20 protein-coding genes are annotated in these 20,282 nt (G+C 64.9%); 4 read left to right on the top strand and 16 right to left on the bottom strand.

All coding sequences use genetic code 11. The features are described from left to right. Window positions 1–18: 18 nt before the first annotated feature. The 3 genes from rplT to DSM104635_RS03825 all read right to left on the bottom strand — a co-directional run bounded on the left by rplT (window position 19) and on the right by DSM104635_RS03825 (window position 1,392). Window positions 19–375, bottom strand: coding sequence for a 50S ribosomal protein L20 (gene rplT / locus DSM104635_RS03835; RefSeq protein ID WP_158764930.1), 357 nt, complete (start codon window positions 373–375; stop codon window positions 19–21). A gap of 40 nt (window positions 376–415) precedes the next feature. Continuing rightward, window positions 416–619: a 50S ribosomal protein L35 gene (gene rpmI / locus DSM104635_RS03830; protein WP_158764929.1), complete on the bottom strand. Its 204-nt coding sequence runs from the start codon at window positions 617–619 to the stop codon at window positions 416–418. A gap of 131 nt (window positions 620–750) precedes the next feature. Next, on the bottom strand, window positions 751–1,392 hold the full coding sequence (locus DSM104635_RS03825; protein ID WP_158764928.1) for a dioxygenase family protein: 642 nt from the start codon (window positions 1,390–1,392) through the stop codon (window positions 751–753). A 91-nt stretch (window positions 1,393–1,483) separates the two neighbouring features. On the opposite strand from DSM104635_RS03825, the gene DSM104635_RS03820 reads away from it, so the two are divergent. After that, window positions 1,484–1,909 carry a hypothetical protein gene (locus DSM104635_RS03820; RefSeq protein WP_158764927.1) on the top strand — a complete coding sequence of 142 codons (426 nt, stop codon included), beginning with the start codon at window positions 1,484–1,486 and terminating at the stop codon, window positions 1,907–1,909. Window positions 1,910–1,912: 3 nt separating this feature from the next. Here the strand turns inward: DSM104635_RS03820 and DSM104635_RS03815 are convergent, their stop codons facing one another. From DSM104635_RS03815 to DSM104635_RS03800, 4 genes are all read right to left on the bottom strand, one after another. After that, entirely contained in the window at window positions 1,913–2,350 is a 438-nt protein-coding gene (locus tag DSM104635_RS03815; RefSeq protein ID WP_158764926.1) for a hypothetical protein, read from the bottom strand. A 65-nt stretch (window positions 2,351–2,415) separates the two neighbouring features. After that, window positions 2,416–2,961, bottom strand: a complete 546-nt coding sequence (gene infC / locus DSM104635_RS03810) for a translation initiation factor IF-3 (protein WP_158767997.1) — start codon at window positions 2,959–2,961, stop codon at window positions 2,416–2,418. 97 nt (window positions 2,962–3,058) lie between these two features. Further along, entirely contained in the window at window positions 3,059–4,075 is a 1,017-nt protein-coding gene (locus tag DSM104635_RS03805) for a glycosyltransferase family 9 protein (RefSeq protein ID WP_158764925.1), read from the bottom strand. Between the two features lie 19 nt (window positions 4,076–4,094). Further along, the gene (locus DSM104635_RS03800) at window positions 4,095–5,300 is read right to left on the bottom strand and encodes a glycosyltransferase family 4 protein (RefSeq protein ID WP_228445835.1); all 1,206 of its coding nucleotides are present in this window, start codon (window positions 5,298–5,300) and stop codon (window positions 4,095–4,097) included. Window positions 5,301–5,425: 125 nt separating this feature from the next. Here DSM104635_RS03800 and DSM104635_RS03795 point away from each other — a divergent pair, with 125 nt between their 5' ends. From DSM104635_RS03795 to DSM104635_RS03785, 3 genes are all read left to right on the top strand, one after another. Next, entirely contained in the window at window positions 5,426–6,175 is a 750-nt protein-coding gene (locus DSM104635_RS03795; RefSeq protein ID WP_158764924.1) for an alpha/beta fold hydrolase, read from the top strand. A gap of 76 nt (window positions 6,176–6,251) precedes the next feature. After that, window positions 6,252–6,920, top strand: a complete 669-nt coding sequence (locus DSM104635_RS03790; RefSeq protein WP_158764923.1) for a tetratricopeptide repeat protein — start codon at window positions 6,252–6,254, stop codon at window positions 6,918–6,920. A 234-nt stretch (window positions 6,921–7,154) separates the two neighbouring features. Next, entirely contained in the window at window positions 7,155–7,544 is a 390-nt protein-coding gene (locus tag DSM104635_RS03785) for a DUF2541 family protein (RefSeq protein WP_158764922.1), read from the top strand. Window positions 7,545–7,715: 171 nt separating this feature from the next. Here DSM104635_RS03785 and DSM104635_RS03780 read toward each other — a convergent pair whose 3' ends face one another. The 9 genes from DSM104635_RS03780 to DSM104635_RS03740 all read right to left on the bottom strand — a co-directional run bounded on the left by DSM104635_RS03780 (window position 7,716) and on the right by DSM104635_RS03740 (window position 20,266). Beyond that, window positions 7,716–8,234 carry a DUF3828 domain-containing protein gene (locus DSM104635_RS03780; protein ID WP_158764921.1) on the bottom strand — a complete coding sequence of 173 codons (519 nt, stop codon included), beginning with the start codon at window positions 8,232–8,234 and terminating at the stop codon, window positions 7,716–7,718. A gap of 123 nt (window positions 8,235–8,357) precedes the next feature. Then, window positions 8,358–8,891, bottom strand: a complete 534-nt coding sequence (locus DSM104635_RS03775; protein ID WP_158764920.1) for a rhodanese-like domain-containing protein — start codon at window positions 8,889–8,891, stop codon at window positions 8,358–8,360. 41 nt (window positions 8,892–8,932) lie between these two features. Beyond that, a complete protein-coding gene (locus DSM104635_RS03770; protein ID WP_158764919.1) occupies window positions 8,933–9,193 on the bottom strand; it encodes a hypothetical protein in 261 nt (86 codons plus the stop codon). Window positions 9,194–9,310: 117 nt separating this feature from the next. Further along, window positions 9,311–10,342: an SPFH domain-containing protein gene (locus DSM104635_RS03765; RefSeq protein WP_158764918.1), complete on the bottom strand. Its 1,032-nt coding sequence runs from the start codon at window positions 10,340–10,342 to the stop codon at window positions 9,311–9,313. An 88-nt stretch (window positions 10,343–10,430) separates the two neighbouring features. Further along, the gene (mtgA, locus tag DSM104635_RS03760) at window positions 10,431–11,219 is read right to left on the bottom strand and encodes a monofunctional biosynthetic peptidoglycan transglycosylase (protein WP_158767995.1); all 789 of its coding nucleotides are present in this window, start codon (window positions 11,217–11,219) and stop codon (window positions 10,431–10,433) included. Between the two features lie 359 nt (window positions 11,220–11,578). Next, complete coding sequence (gene queG / locus DSM104635_RS03755; RefSeq protein ID WP_158764917.1) at window positions 11,579–12,739, bottom strand: tRNA epoxyqueuosine(34) reductase QueG; 1,161 nt, start codon at window positions 12,737–12,739, stop codon at window positions 11,579–11,581. Between the two features lie 31 nt (window positions 12,740–12,770). Beyond that, window positions 12,771–14,147 carry a S41 family peptidase gene (locus tag DSM104635_RS03750; RefSeq protein WP_158764916.1) on the bottom strand — a complete coding sequence of 459 codons (1,377 nt, stop codon included), beginning with the start codon at window positions 14,145–14,147 and terminating at the stop codon, window positions 12,771–12,773. 54 nt (window positions 14,148–14,201) lie between these two features. Continuing rightward, window positions 14,202–18,860 (bottom strand): glutamate synthase large subunit, encoded by a 4,659-nt coding sequence (gene gltB, locus DSM104635_RS03745; protein WP_158764915.1) that lies wholly within the window; start codon window positions 18,858–18,860, stop codon window positions 14,202–14,204. Next, a complete protein-coding gene (locus DSM104635_RS03740; RefSeq protein WP_158764914.1) occupies window positions 18,857–20,266 on the bottom strand; it encodes an NAD(P)-dependent oxidoreductase in 1,410 nt (469 codons plus the stop codon). Before DSM104635_RS03740 ends, gltB begins: the two co-directional genes overlap by 4 nt. Window positions 20,267–20,282: the final 16 nt, after the last annotated feature.

Genomic DNA, 20,282 nt, shown 5'->3' with positions numbered 1-20,282 from the left:
AGGAAACCACGTTGAAGCTTACTTCAGTGCGGCTTGGGCCTGGGAGATCAGGCCTTTGAAAGCCGCGGGCTCGTTCATGGCGATATCGGCCATGACCTTACGGTCGAGGGTGATACCAGCCTTGGTGAGCCCGCTGATAAATCGCGAATAGGTCAGGCCCTCTTCGCGAACCGCGGCGTTGATGCGCACGATCCAAAGCGAGCGGAAGTCGCGCTTCTTCACTTTGCGGTCGCGGTACGAATAGAGCGCGGCCTTCTCAACCGCGGCGTTCGCGGTGCGGAAGGTTTTCGAGCGACGGCCGTAATAGCCCTTCGCCTTCTTCAGAACTTTCTTGTGGCGGGCGTGGGCGGTAACGCCCCCTTTGACGCGTGCCATGGGTAAATCTCCGTCAGATCAGATTGGTTGGGTGCGGCGCTTATTTCAGGCCGTACGGAATCCAGAGTTTCACGCGGTCCGCGTCGGGCTTTGCGAGCTCGGACGTGCCGCGGTTCTGACGGATGTATTTTCCATTGTGGCCCAGCAGGCGGTGGCGCTTACCGGCGGCGCCGGCCATCACCTTGCCCGTGGCCGTGAGCTTGAAGCGTTTTTTGACGCCGCTCTTGGTCTTCATCTTCGGCATTTTATCCTCATTTGGATCAGGCGCGGGACCGAAATCCCACGCAAAAAGGGTCGCCACGGCATGCCTATTAGCCGGGCCACCCAAGAAGGCGGGGCTGATAGCAGAGGCCCGCCCCGGCGGCAAGGTGGCCGTTAGGCGGGGACGATGACGTCCCAGTCGAAGCCCAGAGCGCCGTCCGCCCCGGCTGGACCGGCAGTGGCGATTAGGCGGGGGACGTCGCCGGCCTGCATGGCGCGGATCAGGAAATCGGTTTCGTTGGCCGCTTCGCTGGGGAAATAGCTTTGGGTGGTGAGCGCGCGGCCGTTCGCGGTGATTTTCCAATGCATGTGCGCGGTGCGCGGGCCTTGGGCGTCGACCGTGTAGCCGCCGGGCTTGATGGTGGTGAAGGAAAAGCCGCCGTCGGCGGCGCTTTGGACCAGGGCGTAGCCCTGGAAATTGGGGTCGAGCGGCGCGGGATTGCCGGCGTCGCGCGAGTGGGCGTACCGGCCGCCGGCGTTGGCCTGCCAGAGTTCGACGCGTGCGCCGGAGATGGGTTGGCCGTTGGGTCCGAGCACGCGGCCGCGCATTTCTATGACTTGGCCGGCGGCGCGTTCGCTGCGGCCGGTTAGACGGGTCATGTCGACGTCGCGCTCGGCGTTGGTGTTCTCGGGATAGAATGGTCCCTCGGTTTCGGCAGGGGTAAGGGCCGCCTCTTCCGGATCGACTTGGACCGCGCAGGCCGCGAGGGCGCTAGCGCTGAGCAGCGTCAAGGCGCGCCGTCTGCTGATCAACATCGCATTCCCCTATTACCGCTAGGGGACGGTGCGCCTGGGGTGGAGCCGTGTCAAAGGCGGCGCTAGGATCGGCGGCGGTGGGAGAAGCCCGATGGTGCGACAGCCGAAAAACCTGGCCGAGGCCAAGCAGATCGTCCGCGAAGAGCGGATCAAGATTACGTCTTCGCTGTCCGCGTTGGCGGGATCGCGCTGGCTGCTGGCGATCCTGGCGACGTTCGTAGTCGCGTTCGGAACACATCTGGCTTACGCGCCGACGCGGTTGCCTACGGTGGGCGGGCTTTCGATTGCACAAACCGGATTGCCGACGGGGATCGACTTTGGCTTCGCCGGCGATCAGGCCAAGCAAGCGATCGAAGCAGCGGAGCAAAGCGAGGCGCGGACGCGCGCGCAGCAATTCTTTGACGAGAACGCTGAGCGTATGCCGCTGTTCAACGCGATCGGGTTTGGCGTCGCGCTGGTGCTGCTGTTCGGCAATCTCTGGATCATGACCAAGCGGCGGCGGTTCTCGCGCGGGTGAGTGCTAGGCTTTGCGAAAGCCGAAGCGGTACGGCACAGCGCCTCGCGGCAAGTCGGTCCAGGGGCCGGGCGAGACGGCGACGAGTTGGAAGTTGCCGCGCGGGGTTTCGACGGCTGCTTCGTCCGCCGTGATTTCGCGGTCGCCGACGCCTTCGACGTTGACGCGCAGACGCAAGCGGCCCGCCCAGATGCAGCGCGCGTTTTGCGGGCAGCGGCTGTCTTCGACGACTTCGAGCGGGCGGACGCGGAGGCCGCCGCCGAGGTCGGCGGTTTGACCGATGGCGGCGACGACGATGCCGGGTTCGCGCAGCGCAGCTTCGCGTTGCGCCAGATCCTCGCGGATGTGCTGCGGCAGGTTGGACGTATCAGGCGGCGTCCCGCCCCCGGCGGGGGCCGAGGCGCAGGCGGCGAGCATCAGGGCCGCAAACACAAACGCGCGCATTCACACACTCCTTGTTTGCGGCTTCTGCTACGCCGCCCAGCCTGAACGGCGGCTGATGGCAGCGCTTACGCGCGCGGCGCCATGACCATGACGACTTGGCGGCCTTCGAAGCGCGGCTCGTGCTCGACCTTGGCGATGCTGTCGAGTTCGTTGCGCATGCGGTCGAGCAGCTCCATGCCCAAATGGGTGTGAGCCATTTCGCGGCCGCGGAAGCGCAATGTGACCTTCACCTTGTCGCCTTCTTCGAAGAAGCGGTGGATGGCCTTCATCTTCACTTCGTAGTCGTGGTCGTCGATGTTGGGACGGACCTTGATCTCTTTCAGTTCGATGCGCTTGGCCTTCTTCCGCGTCTCGGCCTTCTTCTTTTGCTCCTCGAAACGGAATTTGCCGTAGTCGAGAATTTTGCAGACCGGCGGAACGGATTGGGGGGCGACCTCAACGAGATCGAGGCCGGCTTCACGCGCGGCGTCGAGCGCCGCTTGAATCGGCATCTCCCCCTGTTTTTCTCCTTCGGCATCGATGAGGAGGACGCGCGGTACTCCGCGAATGTCCTCGTTCACGCGCGGGCCATCTTTGGATGGCGGTGGCGCGGCGTACGGTCGTCTGGCTATCGGGCCTTCTCCTGTCGCTGTTGATAAAACACGGCGAAGCCGCGCCCTCTCGGGCGCGGACTCACCGCTTTGAATATTGCTGTGAAAGCGCCGGGTATCAAGCTGTGGCGGCTTGGCGATAGACCCCACAATTGCGCAATTGGGCGTCCACCTGCTCCACCGGCAGGTCGGCGATGATGGCGGCGGTCAGGGCGACGACGCCGCCGCGGCCCCGGGGAGCGGCGCGATCGGGGTGATTGAGCGAAGACAGGAAGACCAGGCTGGGCGCCCCGGCAGCGGCCGCGAGGTGCATCAGTTCGACGTCATCGCCGACCGCAAACGAGGCGCGCTCGGCCAGGCCGATGTGCTGGAACAGGTCCGGGCGGGTGACGAGGTTCTTGGCCAGGGGCTCGGCCTTGGCGATGGCCGCGCCGACCGGGCGCTCGTCCGTGCCGCCGAGCACGACCGGCGTCACGCCGTTGCGGACGATGCGGCGGGCGAGGTCGATGTACTTTTCCTCGGGCCAACGGCGGTTCGGCAGCGCGTCGGAGCCGCGCGGCAGCAGCAGAACATAGGGACCGCGGATGCCGAAGAAATCCGGACGCAGGCGCGGCGGATCGCGCAGCACCGAGCGGATCCAGGTGAAGTCCGGCATCAGCGGGCCTTCGTCGATACCGGCGATGGCGAGCTGAGCTTGGTAAGCGTCGAGCGGATTGAGGTGTTCACGATCAGCGCCGGTGTAAGCGTAGGACGCACCAGAAACCGGGCCGGACCACTTTGGCGGCCACGGGCGCAAGCCTTGGAAATAGTTCTTGGTGCGGTTCGATCCTTCGAGATCGTAGACCACGTCGTACTTGGCGGCGCGGATGCGCCCGATCAGCTTGGTGATGGCTTGCGGCTCTTGCGGTTTGCCGTCGGCTTCGACGGTGTCAAAGTACGGGCACTTCTCGGCGAGCTCTTTGGTCGTTTCGGTGGTGAGTAGATTGATGCGCGCGCCGAGGTGTTGCTCGCGAATGAGTTTCGCGGCGGCGAGCGCCTGCACGAACTCGGCCATGCCGCCGAGTTGGATGACAAGCACAGTATTGGCTGCAGCCGCTTCGCCTTTCTGCGAATTCGATTTGCGCCAGGGAATCATTCCGCTTCTCCAGACCTCACTATAGCACCGGCGCGCCGCGCGCGTTTGCCGATCGGCGATCGTCGGCCTCATCGAGCAAGCGCTGGTAGACTGCCAATGTGGCCGTTTGCAGGGCTGTTTTCGAATAGAGCTTCTGCACCCGCGCCCGCCCCTTTCCGCCCATCTCCACACGCTTTTCCGCGCCGAGATCGATCATGCGTTCGATCATCACGGCGAGCGCCGCGGCAACGCCGGGCGGTGTGAGGAACCCAGTTTCGTTCTCAATCACGGTTTCAGTGAAGCCGCCGAGATTGGATGCGATCACCGGCACGCCCATCGCTTGCGCCTCCACAGCACCGCGCCCGAACGCTTCCGGTTCAATCACCGGGAACAAAGCGATGTCGGATGCGGCGAACGCCTCAGGCATTTGCCGCAAGTGTCCGGCGATCGCCACCACGTCGCGCAGTCCGGCTTGTTCTATCGCTGAGGTCATGTCTTCGACGTAAGACTGACGGCCTTGCGCATCGCCGGCAAAGATCAATTTCGCCGCGCCAGGCCTACGTTTTTGCAGCATCGCCATGGCTTCGATCAGCACGAGCTGACCTTTCCATCGCGTCAGACGCGCAGGCGCGATCAGCACGATCTCCTTGCCGCCGGGCGGCACGCGCCACAGCGCGCGGATAGCGGCGATGTCGTCGTTGCTGATGCGATCGGGATTGAAGACGGCGAGATCGACGCCGCGCGGGATGGTGACGATGCGATCAGGTTTGGCTTCGGCGTAATTCTCAAGCACGTGTTCGCGCGTGTATTCGGAATTGGCGATCACAATGTCGCCGCGCGCCATCACCGAATTGTAGAAGCGCTTCAGCGCCGAGCGCGCGTTGTAGATGCCGTGGAACGTGGTGACGAACGGCACGCCGCTCAAGCGGGCAGCGAGATAGGCGCTCCACGCAGGTGCGCGCGAACGGGCGTGCACGATGTTGACGCCGCGCTCCTTGATGACGCGCGCGAGGCGCCACGCGTTGTGGATTGCGGTGATGGGATTTTTGGTTTGGACCGGGAGCCGGATCAATTCGCCGGCGGACGCCTCGAGGTCCGGCTCGAGGCGTCCGCCGGCGCTAGCGATCAAAGCGAGCCCCCCGGCGCGGCTGATCGCTTCCGCCATTTCAAGCGTGGTCCGCTCGACGCCGCCAGCATTAAGCTCAGGCGTAACTTGCAGAACTGAGAGGATGTGACCTTCTTGCAATGGTTCTTAAGGGGCTCGATCGCCAACGCGGCGGCTAAAGCAATGTTTGGTAACGGTTTTGATCACCGGAGCGCTAACATTCATTAAACGCGGGTTTCGGCGATGAATTTCGCCTCGGAGTAGTGATGGGATTCGGCCAAGTCGAGGCGCTGCAGCATGAGGGCGTGAGCCTGGCTTACGAGCGCCAGGAGGGCGCGGCGCCGACGTTCGTTTGGCTGGGCGGCTTCAAGTCGGATATGGCGGGGACCAAGGCCGAGACGCTGGCGGCATGGGCGCGCGATCGCGGGCAAGGCTTTGTCCGGTTTGATTATTCTGGGCACGGACGCTCGGGCGGGCAGTTCGAGGACGGGACGATTTCGCGCTGGCTGGGCGACGCACTGGCGGTGATCGATAAACTGACCGCAGGGCCGTTGGCGCTGGTGGGGTCGTCGATGGGCGGCTGGCTGGCGCTGTTGGCCGCGCGAGCCCGTGCTGAGCGGGTGGCCGGCCTGCTGCTGATCGCGCCAGCGACGGATTTCACTGAGCGGCTGATGTGGGACACGTTCAACGCCGAGGGGCGGCGTACGATCCAGGTGGTCGGGCGGCTGGTGGAGGCGTCGCAGTATTCACCGGAGCCGAACGTGCTCACGATGGCGCTGATCGAGGACGGGCGGCGGCACCTGTTGATGGACAAGCCCTACCCCTTCGACGGGCCGATCCACATCTTGCAGGGCGCCGCCGATCCGGACGTGCCGGAGGCGCATGTGCGAGCGCTGGCGGCTTTGCTGCCGGCGGAGCGGGTTACGTTCGAGCTGATCCCGGATGGCGATCACCGCCTTTCACGGCCGCAAGATTTGGCGCGGCTGTTAGCGGCTGCGGAACGGCTCGCGCGCTGAGCGAACGGCTTGGCATCCCGCGCTGCTTCGGGCATCGCTTTTCGTGACGCTCGGGGGAGACGTCGCGGGGACACTGATGATGAATGCTGCCACCGTTTTGCTGCCGTTCGCGCTGATGCAAGCCTCTATCGCGCCGGCGGATGACCGCTACGCGCAATGCCTGACGCTGATCGATTCCGACGCCGAGCGCGCGTACGAGGAAGGCATGGCGTGGGCCGCTGAAGGCAACGCGCTGAATGCGTATCGTTGCGCGGCGCTGGCGCTGATCGCGCAGAACCGGGCCGACGAAGGCGCGCGGCGCTTGGAGTCTCTGGCGACGGCGTCGAACCCGGCGGACACCGCGGTGCGCGCGGAATTGTTCTCGCAAGCAGGCAATGCGTGGCTGCTGGCGGAAGAACCCGCGCGTGCACGAAGTGCGTTCACGCGGGCTATCTCGACGATGGCGCCGACGGCGCAGGAATTGCCGGATATTCTGATCGATCGCGCGCGGGCTTATGCGATGGAGCAAGACTATCGCCACGCCGAGGAAGATCTTTCCACCGCGCTCGACAAGCGCCCGAACGATGCGCTGGCGTTGCGGTTGCGCGCGTCGGCGCGGATGCATCAGAGCTCGTTCCAGTTGGCGGAAGCTGACGCGCTGGCGGCATTGCAACGGGCGACGACGGAGCAGGACCGCGTGGATGCAGCGCTAGTGCTGGGCCATGTGCGCGAAAGTGTGCGGACCGGCGCGCCGGTTTCGGAATAAACTCTCCACCCATTCCCGGATTGGCGCGCAGCGCCAACTCCGGGACCCGTTGACTCAGGCCTTTCAATCAAAAGCGCGGCTCCTGACGTGCTTGCCTGGTCCGACTCCGGGTTTATGGGTCCCGGGTTCTCGGCTTTGCCGAGCCCCGGGAATGGGTGAGCCTAATTCACGCGACGGATTACGTCGGGCTCGCCGTTTGAGTCTTCGCGAGGCTTTGGCCTGACGGAGGCGATGGTGAAATTCAAAGCAATTTTGACGAGCGCGGTTTTGGCGCTGGCGGCATGTTCGACGCCCGCGGCGGCGGATGACTGGCGCCAGATCGGCGTCCGCGATGTGCGGGACCGGACGGACCGCGACACCATCGTGGTCGAGGGTCCGCGCCAGTTCGAGCGGATCAAGCTCTGCGTCTATCGCAACCCGGTGCACTTCTACGATGTCGACGTGCGCTACGCGAACGGCGGGCATCAGGACGTCAGTGTGCGCCGGCGCATCAATCCGGGCGAATGCACGCGCGCGATCGATCTGAACGGCGACGACCGCAACATCACCACGGTGTCGCTATTGTACGAAGAAACCAGCTACCGCCGTGGTGCGCATGCGACGGTGCGGTTGTTCGCTGAATAAAGCTCCTCACCCATTCCCGGGGCTCGGCGGTAGCCGAGAGCCCGGGACCCATGAACACGGATGTTGGCCGCGAATAGCGTGGCTGAGAGTCGTGCTTCAGCTTGCACGGCCTGTGTTCATGGGTCCCCGGTTCGATGCTTCGCATCGCCCGGGGAATGGGTGTGTGAGCTCTTATTGCGCTGGTATGGAATCGGTGTTTGGCGCTGACGCGATCTGGCGCAAATCCCAGCCGGCGCCGCGAATGTTATCGACCTTCCAGCGATCGTTTTCCCAGATCATGTCATAGACGACTTCGGTCGGCGTATTGGCGTTGGTGAAGCTGGCGCGGACGACGGCGGTTGAAGCTTCGACCATGCTTTCGGTGACGACGTTGAGGTTGGCGAGCTGGTAATCCTGCGCGGCGATCAGTGGATCGAAATCGAGGATCGGTTCGTTGATCGTTTGCGAGCGCGCCATCATAGCTTGCAGCGTCGTCCAGAGGCCTGCCGACCACGGCGCCTGGTTCTGGAAGTCCGGAAATGTCGCGCCCGGCGTGAGGTACGGCTCATAGAGCTGACGAATGACCATGGCGGGGTCGGTCATGGCGCGACCGGCGCTGTCGGTGGCGGGTTCGTCTTGCTTGCCTGCTGGCGGCGAGCATGCGCCGAGCGCAGCGGCGCCGAGGCCGATGATCAGATTACGTCGATACATAGAAAGTCTCCCCACTTTCGCGCGGAGACTGTTCACGGGCGCAAGCCGCCCGCAAGCTTTAGGCGTTCAGGGGCGGCACCATTCTTGTGGGAGTGCGGCGCTGGCGCCCCACTGCTGTACCAGTCAGCTTTGCACCCAGCCGACGGCGGGATCGTTGAAATCGACGATGTCGGCCAGTTCATAAACGTTGCGATAGCCGTAGCCGTAGAGGTTGATGAAGGTCTGGATGTTGAGCGCGAGTTCGACGCGCTTCAGGATCACCGGCTGGGCGTTGTTGGAGAAGTTGTTGTTGCAATAAATGAGAATGCGGACGTTCGGATCGCGCAACGCAGCGCGCAAGCTCTGATCGGTGAAATCGGTGAACGGCAGATTGACCGCGCCGTTGATGTGGCCTTGCGCGTAGGCGTCGGCGGAGCGCGCGTCGAGGACGATGGTGTTGGGCTGTCGCGCCATGCGCTGGAAGTCAGCGAGAGTGACAAGGCGATCAGCGCGGTAGGCTTCGACCTCGCCGGTGAGATTGCGGAAGCCGTTGTAATCGACCTGAGCGGAGCTCGACGCGGGCGCGTTGACCTTATCCTGCGCGAACGCGCCGGGGTGATTGGCGACGACGAGCGCCGTCAACACAAACGCGAAAAAGCCAGCGACCACAGCACGCATGACGAACACCTCCCACGACAGGAAGCGCCTGCGTCGCGGCGTTATTGCGGCGGATTGTTTACCGCATTGAGGAGCGCGGGCCCGCCCAGCGCAATCACGCCGCCAATCAGCAGTCCGACCGGCATGCCCATCAAAGCGCCGACATAACCATTGCCGAGCCGCTCGCCCCAATCGAGGCCGCGGCCAGGCAAGCGGATCAAGAAGCCGAGCGCACCGCCGATGAGGCCGCCCATGCCGCCGTAGCTCCATCCGACAATGCAGAGCGCAATCATGCCCGCAAACGCCGCAATGGTGAGCAGCACCCTCAGCCCCACGCGATCCTCACTTCGTCCCCGACGAGCCTACGGGCCCGAGTCACCGGCTGGTTTCATGGCAGGGCCGGGCCACCGCCTGCAAGCGGGAGCGGCGCCGCACAAGCGTCACGATCGCGTTTCGACCGGGTGAAGGCCGCCATTTTGCGGCGGTGGCGCTGCGACAACGGCCGGACGACCGGTGCGCGCCATCGCCGCGTCGCGCTGGGCGCTGGCGGCGATCAGGCCAAGCTCTTGCGGCGTGACCACGATCAGATTGCCCGATGAGGCGAGCGCCTCGGCGATGTTCTGGCGCGTTTGCATTTCGAGCATGGTGAGGATGGCCGCGGTGGCCGCCGGGTCGCGATCTTTGAAGACGTCGGAGAGCAAATCGAGTTGCTGCGGACGAAGCGCGAGCACGCCTTGCGTGCGCGCGGCTGCAGCGAGCGCGAAGGCTTGCTGCTTCTGCTCCGGCGTGGCGTTGGGCGGAAGCGCGGGCACGCCGGCGCCGACGTTGAAATCGTCAGGCTGGGTGTAGGAAAAGTTGGCGGTGTGGAAGCGAACGCCGAGCGCCATGCCGCGTTCGCCGGCTTCGTCGCCCTCTTCTTCGGACCGGCGCAGGTTCTCGATGACGTTGCGCTCGACGTCGTGCAGCGCGCGGCGGAGTTCTTCATCGTGGCGCTTGCCGATCTCGGAGCGGAACGCGCTTTGGATGCGCGTTTCAAGCGCGAAGCTGAATTCTTGGATTTCGTAGACGTGCTTCAGCAGTTCGCGGTTCAGGCTGAATTGGACGCGCGCTTCGACGATGACTTTGTGGCTATCGACCGTGACGGCTTCGAACGCGAGCGGCGCGCAATAGTGCGGGCGGAGATTGATGGCGCCGGTTTTTGGATCCATGAGCTTCACGTTGCGCCGGCCGCCGGTGGCGGGATCGAGACCGACGAATTCGATGTGCGGCGCGGTCGGGCCTTTGACGACGGTCTCTTCGTAGTCCCACAGCACGACTTTGCCGGCGAGCGCGCGTTTGAAGCCGCGCTCATCCTGGGTCATGAAGGTACGGTCGGCGCGCGCTTCGTAATAGCGCGTCCAGATGTAGAAGCCGGCCGCGAGTGCGATAACGCCAACAAGTGCGGCGATTGCTATGATCAGCGCCATGGACATGGCTGCTCCCTTTTTCCGAACGCTTGGGGAACCTTAGCGCGGAAAGTGGATAATCACAGCCCTTGGCGGGGGAAACGCAGGACCGGTTTTAGCTCGGCCGGTCCATGATGAGGGCGCAGCTCGCGGTGCGTTCATTGCGGACGATGCGGGCGCGTTCGACGATCGAGGCGGCGCGGCGGCGTACGTAGGGCCCGGGGCTTTCAGCGCTCCAGCGATTGGGGCTTGGCAGCACGGCGGCGAGACGGGCGGCTTGCAGTGGCGTGAGATCGGCGGCGGAGACGCCGAAACGCGAGCGGGCAGCGGCTTCGACGCCGAAATTGCCGTCACCCCATTCGGCGGCGTTCAGGTACGCCTCGATAATGCGCCGCTTCGGCCACATGAATTCGATGAGCGCGGTGAAATAAGTCTCGAAGCCTTTGCGCACCCAGGAGCGCTCGGGCCACAGGAACAGGTTCTTCGCGGTTTGCTGGCTGATGGTGGAGGCGCCGCGGGTGCGGCCGCCGCGCGCGTTCGCCCGCATCGCATCTTGGATGGCTTCGACATCGAAGCCATCATGGGTGCAGAAGTTCGCATCTTCCGCCGCAATCACAGCGCGCACGATGTGCGGCGACATGCGATTGATCGGCACCGGCTGATGGCGAATGGTTTGGCCTTCGGCGGCGCGCTGCATCATCAGCAACGTCGAGGGCGGATCGAAGAGCAGGTAGGCGCCGGCCCAGGTGACGGGCGCCAGCACGAACGCGATGAAGAGCACGCTCACGGTGGTGAGGAATAGACCATAGCGTTTGCGGCGCTTGATGCGGCCAAGATCTAGATCGAGATTGATGCGGGCGTCGCGCGCGCGCTGCTTGTCGCCGCGACGCTGTGTCTGCGGCATCGGGATCTCGGGTTCGCCGAAATCGAAAGCCGCGGGCGCCGGTTGGTAGCTCGGCTCTTCCGGCGGAAGCTCGTAGGATTCCGGCGGCGCCTCGATGTACTCGGGCTCCGGCTCGGCTTCCAGTTCAGCTTCGACACGCGGCGGGAACGGAGACGGCGGTTCGCCGAACGGCGTTTGGATGTCTTCCTCGCGCAGCTTCGGCTCGGCCGCGAGCGGCACGGCCGCTTCAACCTCCGGCTCGGGTTCGGGCGGTGTCAGTTCTGGTATCTCAGGTTCGGGCGGCGGCGCGGGCGGATCGCTTTCGGCGCGGTTTTCCGGCGGCGTTTCGTCGGGCGTGTCCTTTGGATCTTCGTCCGGATTCATGCGTCCCATTCCCCACGAACGTCCGGCTCGGATTCTTCCGCCGCACGCGATGATTTGAGGCGGTCGAAGGCCTCGGCGTCAAGCAGGCGGCGGAGCGCCCAGACGGCCATTCCGCGCACCAACGGTGAACTATCGTCCAGCAAACGCTCGGCGGCGGGCGCAAGTTCACTTTTTCCAGAATTGCCGATGGCGCAGGCCACATTGCGGACGAAACGGTCCCTGCCTGTGCGCTTGACCGGCGTGCCCGCGAAACGCGTGCGGAATTGTGTGTCGTCAAGGGCGGCGAGCTGTTCGAGCGGCGCGAGGCGGAGATCGTCGCGGAGTGCGATGCGTTGCTCGCGGGCTTGCTCGGCGAACTTGTTCCAGGGGCAGATGGCGAGGCAATCGTCGCAGCCGAACACACGGTTGCCGAGCGCTTCGCGGTATTCGCGCGGGATTTGCGATTTGGATTCGATGGTGAGGTAGGCGAGGCACTTGCGCGCATCGAGCTGGTACGGCGCGGGGAATGCGTTGGTGGGGCAGATGTCGAGGCAGGCGTGGCAGGAGCCGCAGTGATCTTGCTCTGCTGCGTCGGGCTCAAGTTCGGCGGCGGTGAGGATGGCGCCGAGGAAGAGCCACGAGCCGTGTTCGCGTGAGACAAGATTGGTGTGCTTGCCTTGCCAGCCCAGGCCGGCGCGTTGCGCGAGCGGTTTTTCCATGAGCGGCGCGGTGTCGACGAAGACTTTCACCTCTTGGCCGGTTTCGCGCGCCAGCCATTGGGCGAGCTGCTTGAGTTTGCCTTTGATGACGTCGTGGTAGTCGCGGCGCGCGGCGTAGGCGGAGACGAGGCCGCCGCCCTTCTCGTTGAGCAGCGCGAGCGAGTTATCGGCGGGCGCGTAAGATTGGCCGATGAGGATGGCACTTTTTGCTTCAGACCAAAGGGCAGTCGGATGCGAGCGTGCGTTGACGCGCCCCTCCACTTCGCTGCGCTCAGCACCTCCCCCGCTTACGGGGGAGGATTGCTGTTGCGCCATCCAGCTCATTTCGCCTTGGTGGTTGTTGCTCAGAAATTCGTCCAGCCACGTCGCGTTCGGCCACGCATCACGCGCGTCGGCGACGCCGATGGCGTCGAAGCCAAAGGCGCGGGCTTGCGCTTTGAGGGCGGCGGATGAGAGCACGCCTCCCTATGACGTGCAGTGGCGGCGAACGCTAGCGCAGCACTGCGGCGATGGCTTCCATGCCGGGATCGCGGCCGGCGGCGTAGGCTTCGATGGTCCAGGGGGCGGCGATCTGGACGTCGAGATTGGGTACGCGGATCGGGTTGCGGACGACGTTGCCGTGGCAATCGGTGAAGCCTTCGCAGCCGGTGACGTAGTCGTGGCGTTCGCGGGCGGCGAGCACCATGAGGTGCGAGTTCGGCAGCGTTTCGGGGGCGCCTTCTGCGAAGAATTGGAGGCGATCGCCAACCTGTTCGCCGACGATGGTGACGCGGTCGGGCGCGGTTTGTTTCAGGTAACCGGTGGTGGAGATGGCGGCGGAGAACGTCCACGGGCTGGTGAGCACGAAAATGCGGCCGGGAACGCGCGCGGGCAATGATTGGACGAAGTCACGCGTGGTGTTGAGATCGCCGCCGCTGTTCATGCGCATGTCGAGGACGAGATTGCGCGGGCGGTTGTCAGCGATGGCGCGCTCGAAGCGCGTGAGTGCTTGGGCGATGGTTTCGTTGGCGGCGTCGTTGTTCTGGCGGAGTTCGAGTACGATGCCGTCGATCTCCGGCGCGTTGCGCCAGCGGAAGCGTTCGTCTGGCGCTTGCATCGACCAGGGCGCGGAGGCCGCGGGCATGAGGGCGCGCCACTCGCCTTCCCCGTCGATGGTTTGCGGGTAGAGGAAACGACCGGGGTTGGCGCTGGCGTGCGCGGCGTCGACTGCATCGCCATCGAAGCGACGCTCGATGCTTTGGCCATTGGTGGTTTGGAACGTGTAGGTCGCGCTGGCGGCATCGGCGGCGAGATCGAGCGCATGCAGTTGCTCGGGGCTCTCGAACAAATAGTTGGCGAAGCGATCGCGCCAGCCGTTGACGCCGCCCATGAGGCTGCGTGAGGCGGTGCGGAGTTGGGCGATGTCGTGGCCGTCGATGGCAGTGAGGCGCGCGCCGAGCAGATCGCCGTTCTGTGTTGGTGTGCGGACGACGTAGAAATCTTCGCCGAACGCGGCGAGGCGGAGTGGGATGCGATTGTAGCGGGCGGCGCGCGGCCAGGGGAACGCGGCGGTGTGGCCGTTGTCGGCGAGTGCGACGATACGGGAGAGTTCAAGTTCGAAATAGGCTTGGCTGATGGCGCCGGCGTTGTTCTTCAATGCCGTGAGACGGCGTTGCGCTTCGGCGCGGGCCGCGGGCGAATAGGCGTGATCCACGGCCATGAAGTTTTCGCGGAAGGCGACGACGTCAGCGACGCGGGCGTCCGCGCTGGTATCGATGGTTACGGTTGCCGTGTTGGCGACATGCTGCGCACGGGCGTCGAGCGCTGCGAACGCGAAGCCCGCGCCGAGCAGCGCGGCGGCCAGGACGATGAGCGCGCGTTTGGACATGTTCCCCTCTTTGGCTGAGTGGATGCCGTCACGTTAGCGTTTGGATGCGGGCCGTCAGGCGGCTGCGACGGATGACGTTTCGTCGCTCAGCGCGTGAGCGAGGCGCGGGAGCATTTCCTTGGGGCAGATTTGCCAGAAGCGGGTGCGGGCTTCGCTCCAGTGCGCGAGGAGATCGGCGGCGCGAGGCGAGTGAGTGCGGCGGACGTGCTCCTCGATGAGAGTCTTGAGCACATCCTCCCAGTGCTTCGAGGCGAGGCGTTGCCAGACGATGGTGTCGGCGTTGGCGCGTTGTTCGAACAAGCCGTCGGCGTCGTAGACGAAGGCCATGCCGCCGCTCATGCCGGCGCCGAAGTTTTCGCCGACGGGGCCGAGGATGACGGCCGTGCCGCCTGTCATGTATTCGCAGGCATTGGCGCCGGCGCCTTCGACGACGGTGGTGGCGCCGGAGTTGCGGACGGCGAAGCGTTCGCCGGCGAGACCGGCGGCGAAGAGTTGGCCGCTGGTTGCGCCATACAGGCACGTATTGCCGATGATGGCGCCGAGGCGGTGCGCTTCGTCGGGCGCGGGCTTGAGCGTGATGAGACCGCCGCTGAGCCCTTTGCCGACGTAGTCGTTGGCGTCGCCGGTGACGTGGAGCGCGATGCCCTGGACGAGGAAAGCGCCGAGGCTTTGGCCGCACGAGCCATTCAGGTTCACGCTGAGCGTGCCTTCAGCGAGCGCGTTTTGGCCAACGCGGCGAACGACGTGCGCGGACGATCGGGCGCCGATGGCGCGATCGGTGTTGCGGACGTTGAAGTCGAGCTGGCGCTTTTCGCCGCGCTCGAAGAAGGCGGAGGCTTGGGTGAGGAAGTCGTGGTCGAGCGCTTGCGGCGGCTCGTTGCGGCCGAGCTGGGTGCAGTACGGCGGATACGGGCTATCCACGCGCACCAGCAGCGGGTTGAGATCGAGATCGTCGAGATGTTCGCTGCCGCGGCTAATTTGTTCGATCAGGTCGGTGCGGCCGATGATGTCTTCCATGCGGCGGAAGCCGATCATGGCGAGGATTTCGCGCACTTCTTCGGCGATGAAGGTCATCAGGTTGACGACCTTGTCGGGCGTGCCGGTGAACTTCTTGCGCAGCGCTTCGTCCTGGGTGCAGACGCCGACCGGGCATGTGTTGGAATGGCATTGCCTCACCATGAGACAGCCCATGGCGACGAGCGAGGCTGTGCCGATGCCGAACTCTTCGGCGCCTAGGATAGCGGCGACAACGACGTCGCGGCCGGTGCGCAGACCGCCATCGGTGCGCAAGCGCACGCGGTGGCGGAGGTTGTTGAGCATCAAGGTTTGATGCGCTTCGGAGAGGCCCATTTCCCATGGGATGCCGGCGTACTTGATCGACGTTTGTGGGCTGGCGCCTGTGCCGCCGACGTGGCCGGAGATGAGGATGGTGTCGGCGCCGGCTTTGGCGACGCCGGCGGCGACAGCGCCGATGCCTGATTGAGCAACGAGCTTTACGCAGACGCGCGCGACCGGGTTGATCTGCTTCAGGTCGTAGATGAGCTGGGCCAGATCTTCGATCGAGTAGATGTCGTGGTGCGGTGGCGGGCTGATGAGCGACACGCCGGGCGTGGCGTGACGGAGGCGCGCGATCAGTTCGGTGACTTTGAAACCGGGCAGCTGGCCGCCCTCGCCTGGCTTGGCGCCTTGCGCGACTTTGATTTCGATTTCGCGGCACTGGTTTAGGTATTCGGCGGTAACGCCGAAGCGGCCGGAGGCGACCTGCTTCACGGCTGAGTTTTCGTCGTCGCCGTTCGGGTGCGGCGTGTAGCGCGCGGGATCCTCGCCGCCCTCGCCGCTGACGCTGCGGGCGCCGATCCGGTTCATGGCGATGTTGAGCGCGCCGTGCGCTTCCGGGCTGAGCGCGCCCATGCTCATGCCGGGGGTGAGGAAGCGCTTGCGGATATCGGTGACGCCTTCGACGTCGGCGATCGGCGTCGGGTTTTTCTTTTCTTCGCGGACTTCGAGCAGATCGCGGAGCTGGATCGGCTGGGTGAGCCGGCGTTCGCGGATGACTTCAGAGTATTTGCGATAGGCTTTGTAATCGCCGGTGTCGCAGGCGGCTTGGAGCTGGTGGATCGAATTTGCTTCGAGCGCGTGGCGTTCACCGGATGCGCGGTAGCGATACTGGCCGCCGAGCGGGAGCGCTGTCAGCGTTTCATCGTGAGCACGCGCGTGCTGGTCGGCGGCTTCGTAGGCGATGCCGCCGAGGCCGATGCCGGAGATGCGGCTGGTGAGGCCGGGGAAGAATTCGTCGACCAGCGCGCGCGAAAGCCCAATGGCTTCGAAGTTGAGCCCGCCGCGATAGGACGAGATCACCGAGATGCCCATCTTTGAGATGATCTTGAGTAAGCCGGCTTCGAGAGCGGCGCGATAATTCGCGGCGGCTTGTTCGCGGGTGAGTGCGCCGGCGAGGCCGCGGCTGGCGCGATCGCTGATCGTGTCGAGCGCGAGGTATGGGTTCACGGTGGTGGCGCCGCAGCCGATCAGGACGGCGGCGTAGTGTGGGTCGAGGCACTCTGCGCTGCGGATGCTGAGTGAGCAGAACGAGCGCAGGCCCTTTGCCACCAGATGCGAGTGCACGGCGCTTGTGACCAGGATCATCGGGCAGGCGATGCGGTCCGGGCCTTGGTTTTCGTCTGACAGCACGACGTGGCTGCGCTTGTTGTAGCCGACGGCTTGTTCGGCCTCGGCTTGGACGCGCTGCAGCGCTTTGCGGAGGGCGACGCCTGCGTCTTCGCCGGGCGCGGGCGTCGGGAAGGTACAATCGATGCGCGCCACGTCATCGCGCATCTCGCGCATCATGCGCGCGAACATGCCGTTGGTGAGGATCGGGCTCGAGAGCACGTAGACGCGCGCTTGGGTTTCGTCTTGCGCCAGGATATTGCCGAGGTTTTTGAAGCGCGTGGTGAGCGTCATCACCCGGCCTTCGCGCAGCGGATCGATTGGCGGGTTGGTGACCTGGCTGAAGTTCTGGCGGAAATAGTGCGAGAGCGGACGGGTTTGTTCGCTGAGCACGGCGAGCGGTGCGTCATCGCCCATCGAGCCAATCGCTTCCTTGCCCTCCTCCATCATGGGCTGAAGCAACAGCTCCAGATCTTCCATGGTGAAGCCGGCGGCAGCTTGGCGCTGCAACAACTCGGTGCGGTCGGCGTAGAGGCGCGGTTCGTCGCCGGCGAGGTGTGTGTCGAGATCGACAATGTTGTCGAGCCACGAGCGGTATGGGTGCGCTTGCGCCAGTTCATCGACCAGTTCGTCGTGATGATAGAGGCGGCCTTTGTGGGTATCGACGGCGATCATCTGGCCGGCGCCGATGCGGCCGCGCTCGAGAATCTTGCGGCCGTCGAGCGGGCACATGCCAGTCTCTGAGCCGACTGCGAGGATACCATCTTCGGTGCGCGCGAAGCGGAGTGGACGCAGACCGTTACGGTCGAGTCCGGCGACAGCCCAGCGGCCGTCGAACATGGCGAGACCGGCGGGGCCGTCCCACGGCTCCATCACGGCGTTGCAGTACGCGTAGAGCGCTTTGTGTTCGGCGCTCATGGTGTGCGACTTCGCCCACGCTTCTGGGATCAGCAGTGACTTCGCCATCGGCGCTGAGCGGCCGGCGCGGACGAGCACCTCGAACACGTTGTCGAGCGCGGCGGAATCCGAGCCGCCAGGTTGGATGATAGGCTTTACGTCGGCATCAGCGTCGCCGAACGCGTCGGAGGCCATGGGGATTTCATGGCTCCGCATCCAGTTGACGTTGCCCTTTAGCGTGTTGATCTCGCCATTGTGGGCGAGCATGCGGAACGGCTGCGCCAGGCGCCATTGCGGGAACGTGTTGGTGGAATAACGCTGGTGATAGATCGCGACGCTGGAGACGAAGCGTTCATCGCGCAGGTCGGGATAGAAGGCGTCGATCTGCTGGGCGAGGAACATGCCCTTGTAGACCAGCGTCTGCGCTGAGAGCGAGCAGACGTAGAGTTCGGCGATGTTAGACGAGAGCGCGCGCTTTTCGATGCGGCGGCGCACGATGAAGAGGTCGCGGTCGACGGTTTCATCGTCGCGGCCTTGGGGATCGTAGAGCAGCACTTGCTCGATCTCGGGACGCGTGGCGTTGGCCTTCTCGCCGATCTGGCTGATGTTCACGGGCACTTGCCGCCAGCCATAGAGCGTGAAACCGGCGCGGATGATTTCGCTTTCCACGATGACGCGGGCGCGTTCCTGGGCGCCGAGATCGAGGCGCGGCAGGAAGATTTGGCCGACGAAGATCGGGCCGTCCTTCGGCGTGTGGCCGGTGCGGATGACTTGCTCGCGGAAGAAATCTTGCGGCGCGTCGATCAGGATGCCGGCGCCGTCGCCGGTTTTGCCGTCGGCATCGACGGCGCCGCGGTGCCAAACCGCTTTCAGCGCAGCGAGCGCGAGCGTGACGACATCGCGGCGCGGTTTGCCGTCGATGGCGACGACAAGGCCGACGCCGCAGGCGTCACGCTCGGTGTCGGCGCGGTAGAGGCCGTGGGATTCGAGGTGGGCGCGCTGGGCGATGTAGCGCGCGATTTCTCGTGCTCCCCCGCCTGCGGGGGAGCTGTCGAGCGCGGAGCGCGAGACTGAGGGGGACGTCCCCCTTCCCCTCGCTTTGCTCGGGACTTCCCCCGCACGCGGGGGAAGATGAATGCGCCGCTTGCTCATTGGGCAGCGACCTTGGCTTGCGCCTGAATGTACGTGTGCATCGCGTCGGCGGCGTCGCGGCCTTCGCGGATGGCCCAGACGACGAGCGAGGCGCCGCGCACGATGTCGCCGGCGGCGTACACGCCAGGCTCGTTGGTGGCGTAGGTGATCGGATCGGCTTTGACCGTGCCCCAGCGCGTGGTTTCGGCCCAGGCGCTGACGTCTTCGGCGTCGAAGCCGAGCGCGGCGATGATGAGATCGCCGGGGACTTCGTAAGCGCTATCTGGTTTCTCTTGCGGCGTTTGACGGCCGCTTTCGTCGGGCGGGCCGAGTTGCATGCGGACGGCTTTCACCGCCGGTGATTTGCCGGCGCGGACGCTTTTCGGCGCGGCGAGCCAATCGAAGGTGACGCCCTCCTCTTCCGCGTGATTCACTTCGCGCTGTGAGCCGGGCATGTTGGGTTTGTCGCGGCGATAGAGGCAGGTGACGGATTCGGCGCCTTGGCGGCGCGCGGTTCGGACGCAATCCATCGCGGTGTCGCCGCCGCCGATGACGACGACGCGACGATCCTTGGCGTTGAGCTTGCCGGAGGTGAAGTCCGGCACGTCGTCGCCGAGGCCGACGCGGTTGGCGGCGATGAGGTAATCGAGCGCGGGGATGACGGCGCGATCGTTTGGCGCGTTGAGCGGCTTGGCTTTGTAGACGCCGGTGGCGATGAGCACGGCGTCGTGGCGTTGGCGCAGTTCGTCGAAGGTGACGTCTTCGCCGACATTGCAGTTCAGTTCGAATTTCACGCCGCCGTCGATGAGGCGTTGCGTGCGGCGCTCGACGACGTCTTTTTCGAGTTTGAAGTTCGGGATGCCATAGATCAGCAAACCGCCGATGCGGTCGTGGCGATCGTAAACCGTGACTTGGTAGCCGCGCGTGCGCAGACGTTCAGCAGCGGCCAGGCCCGCCGGGCCGGCGCCGATGATGCCGATGGTTTCGCTGCGCTCGATGCGTGGCTGGATTGGTTTGACCCAGCCTTCGCGCCAAGCCGTGTCGGTGAGGTATTTTTCGACGGCGCCGATGGTGACGCTGCCGTGGCCGCTTTGCTCGATGACGCAGGCGCCTTCGCAAAGGCGGTCTTGCGGACAGATGCGGCCGCAGATTTCTGGCATCGGGTTGGTGGACGCGGAAAGCACGTACGCGTCTTCGAGCCGGCCTTCGGCGGTGAGCTTCAGCCAATCCGGGATGTTGTTCTGCAGCGGACAATGGGTTTGGCAGAACGGTACACCGCACTGCGCGCAACGGGCGGCCTGATCGGCGGCTTTTTGGGCAATGAATTCGCGGTGGATCTCATGGAAATCCGTCGCCCGCTCCTTGGGAGCGCGCTTTTCGGGCCATTTTTGCCCGAGAGACACGAATTTCTGCATGCGTTCGGCCACGAACGCCCTCCTAGCG

Source organism: Terricaulis silvestris (assembly GCF_009792355.1).
Taxonomy (GTDB): domain Bacteria; phylum Pseudomonadota; class Alphaproteobacteria; order Caulobacterales; family Aquidulcibacteraceae; genus Vitreimonas; species Vitreimonas silvestris.
This window is presented reverse-complemented; position numbering and strand designations above follow the sequence as displayed.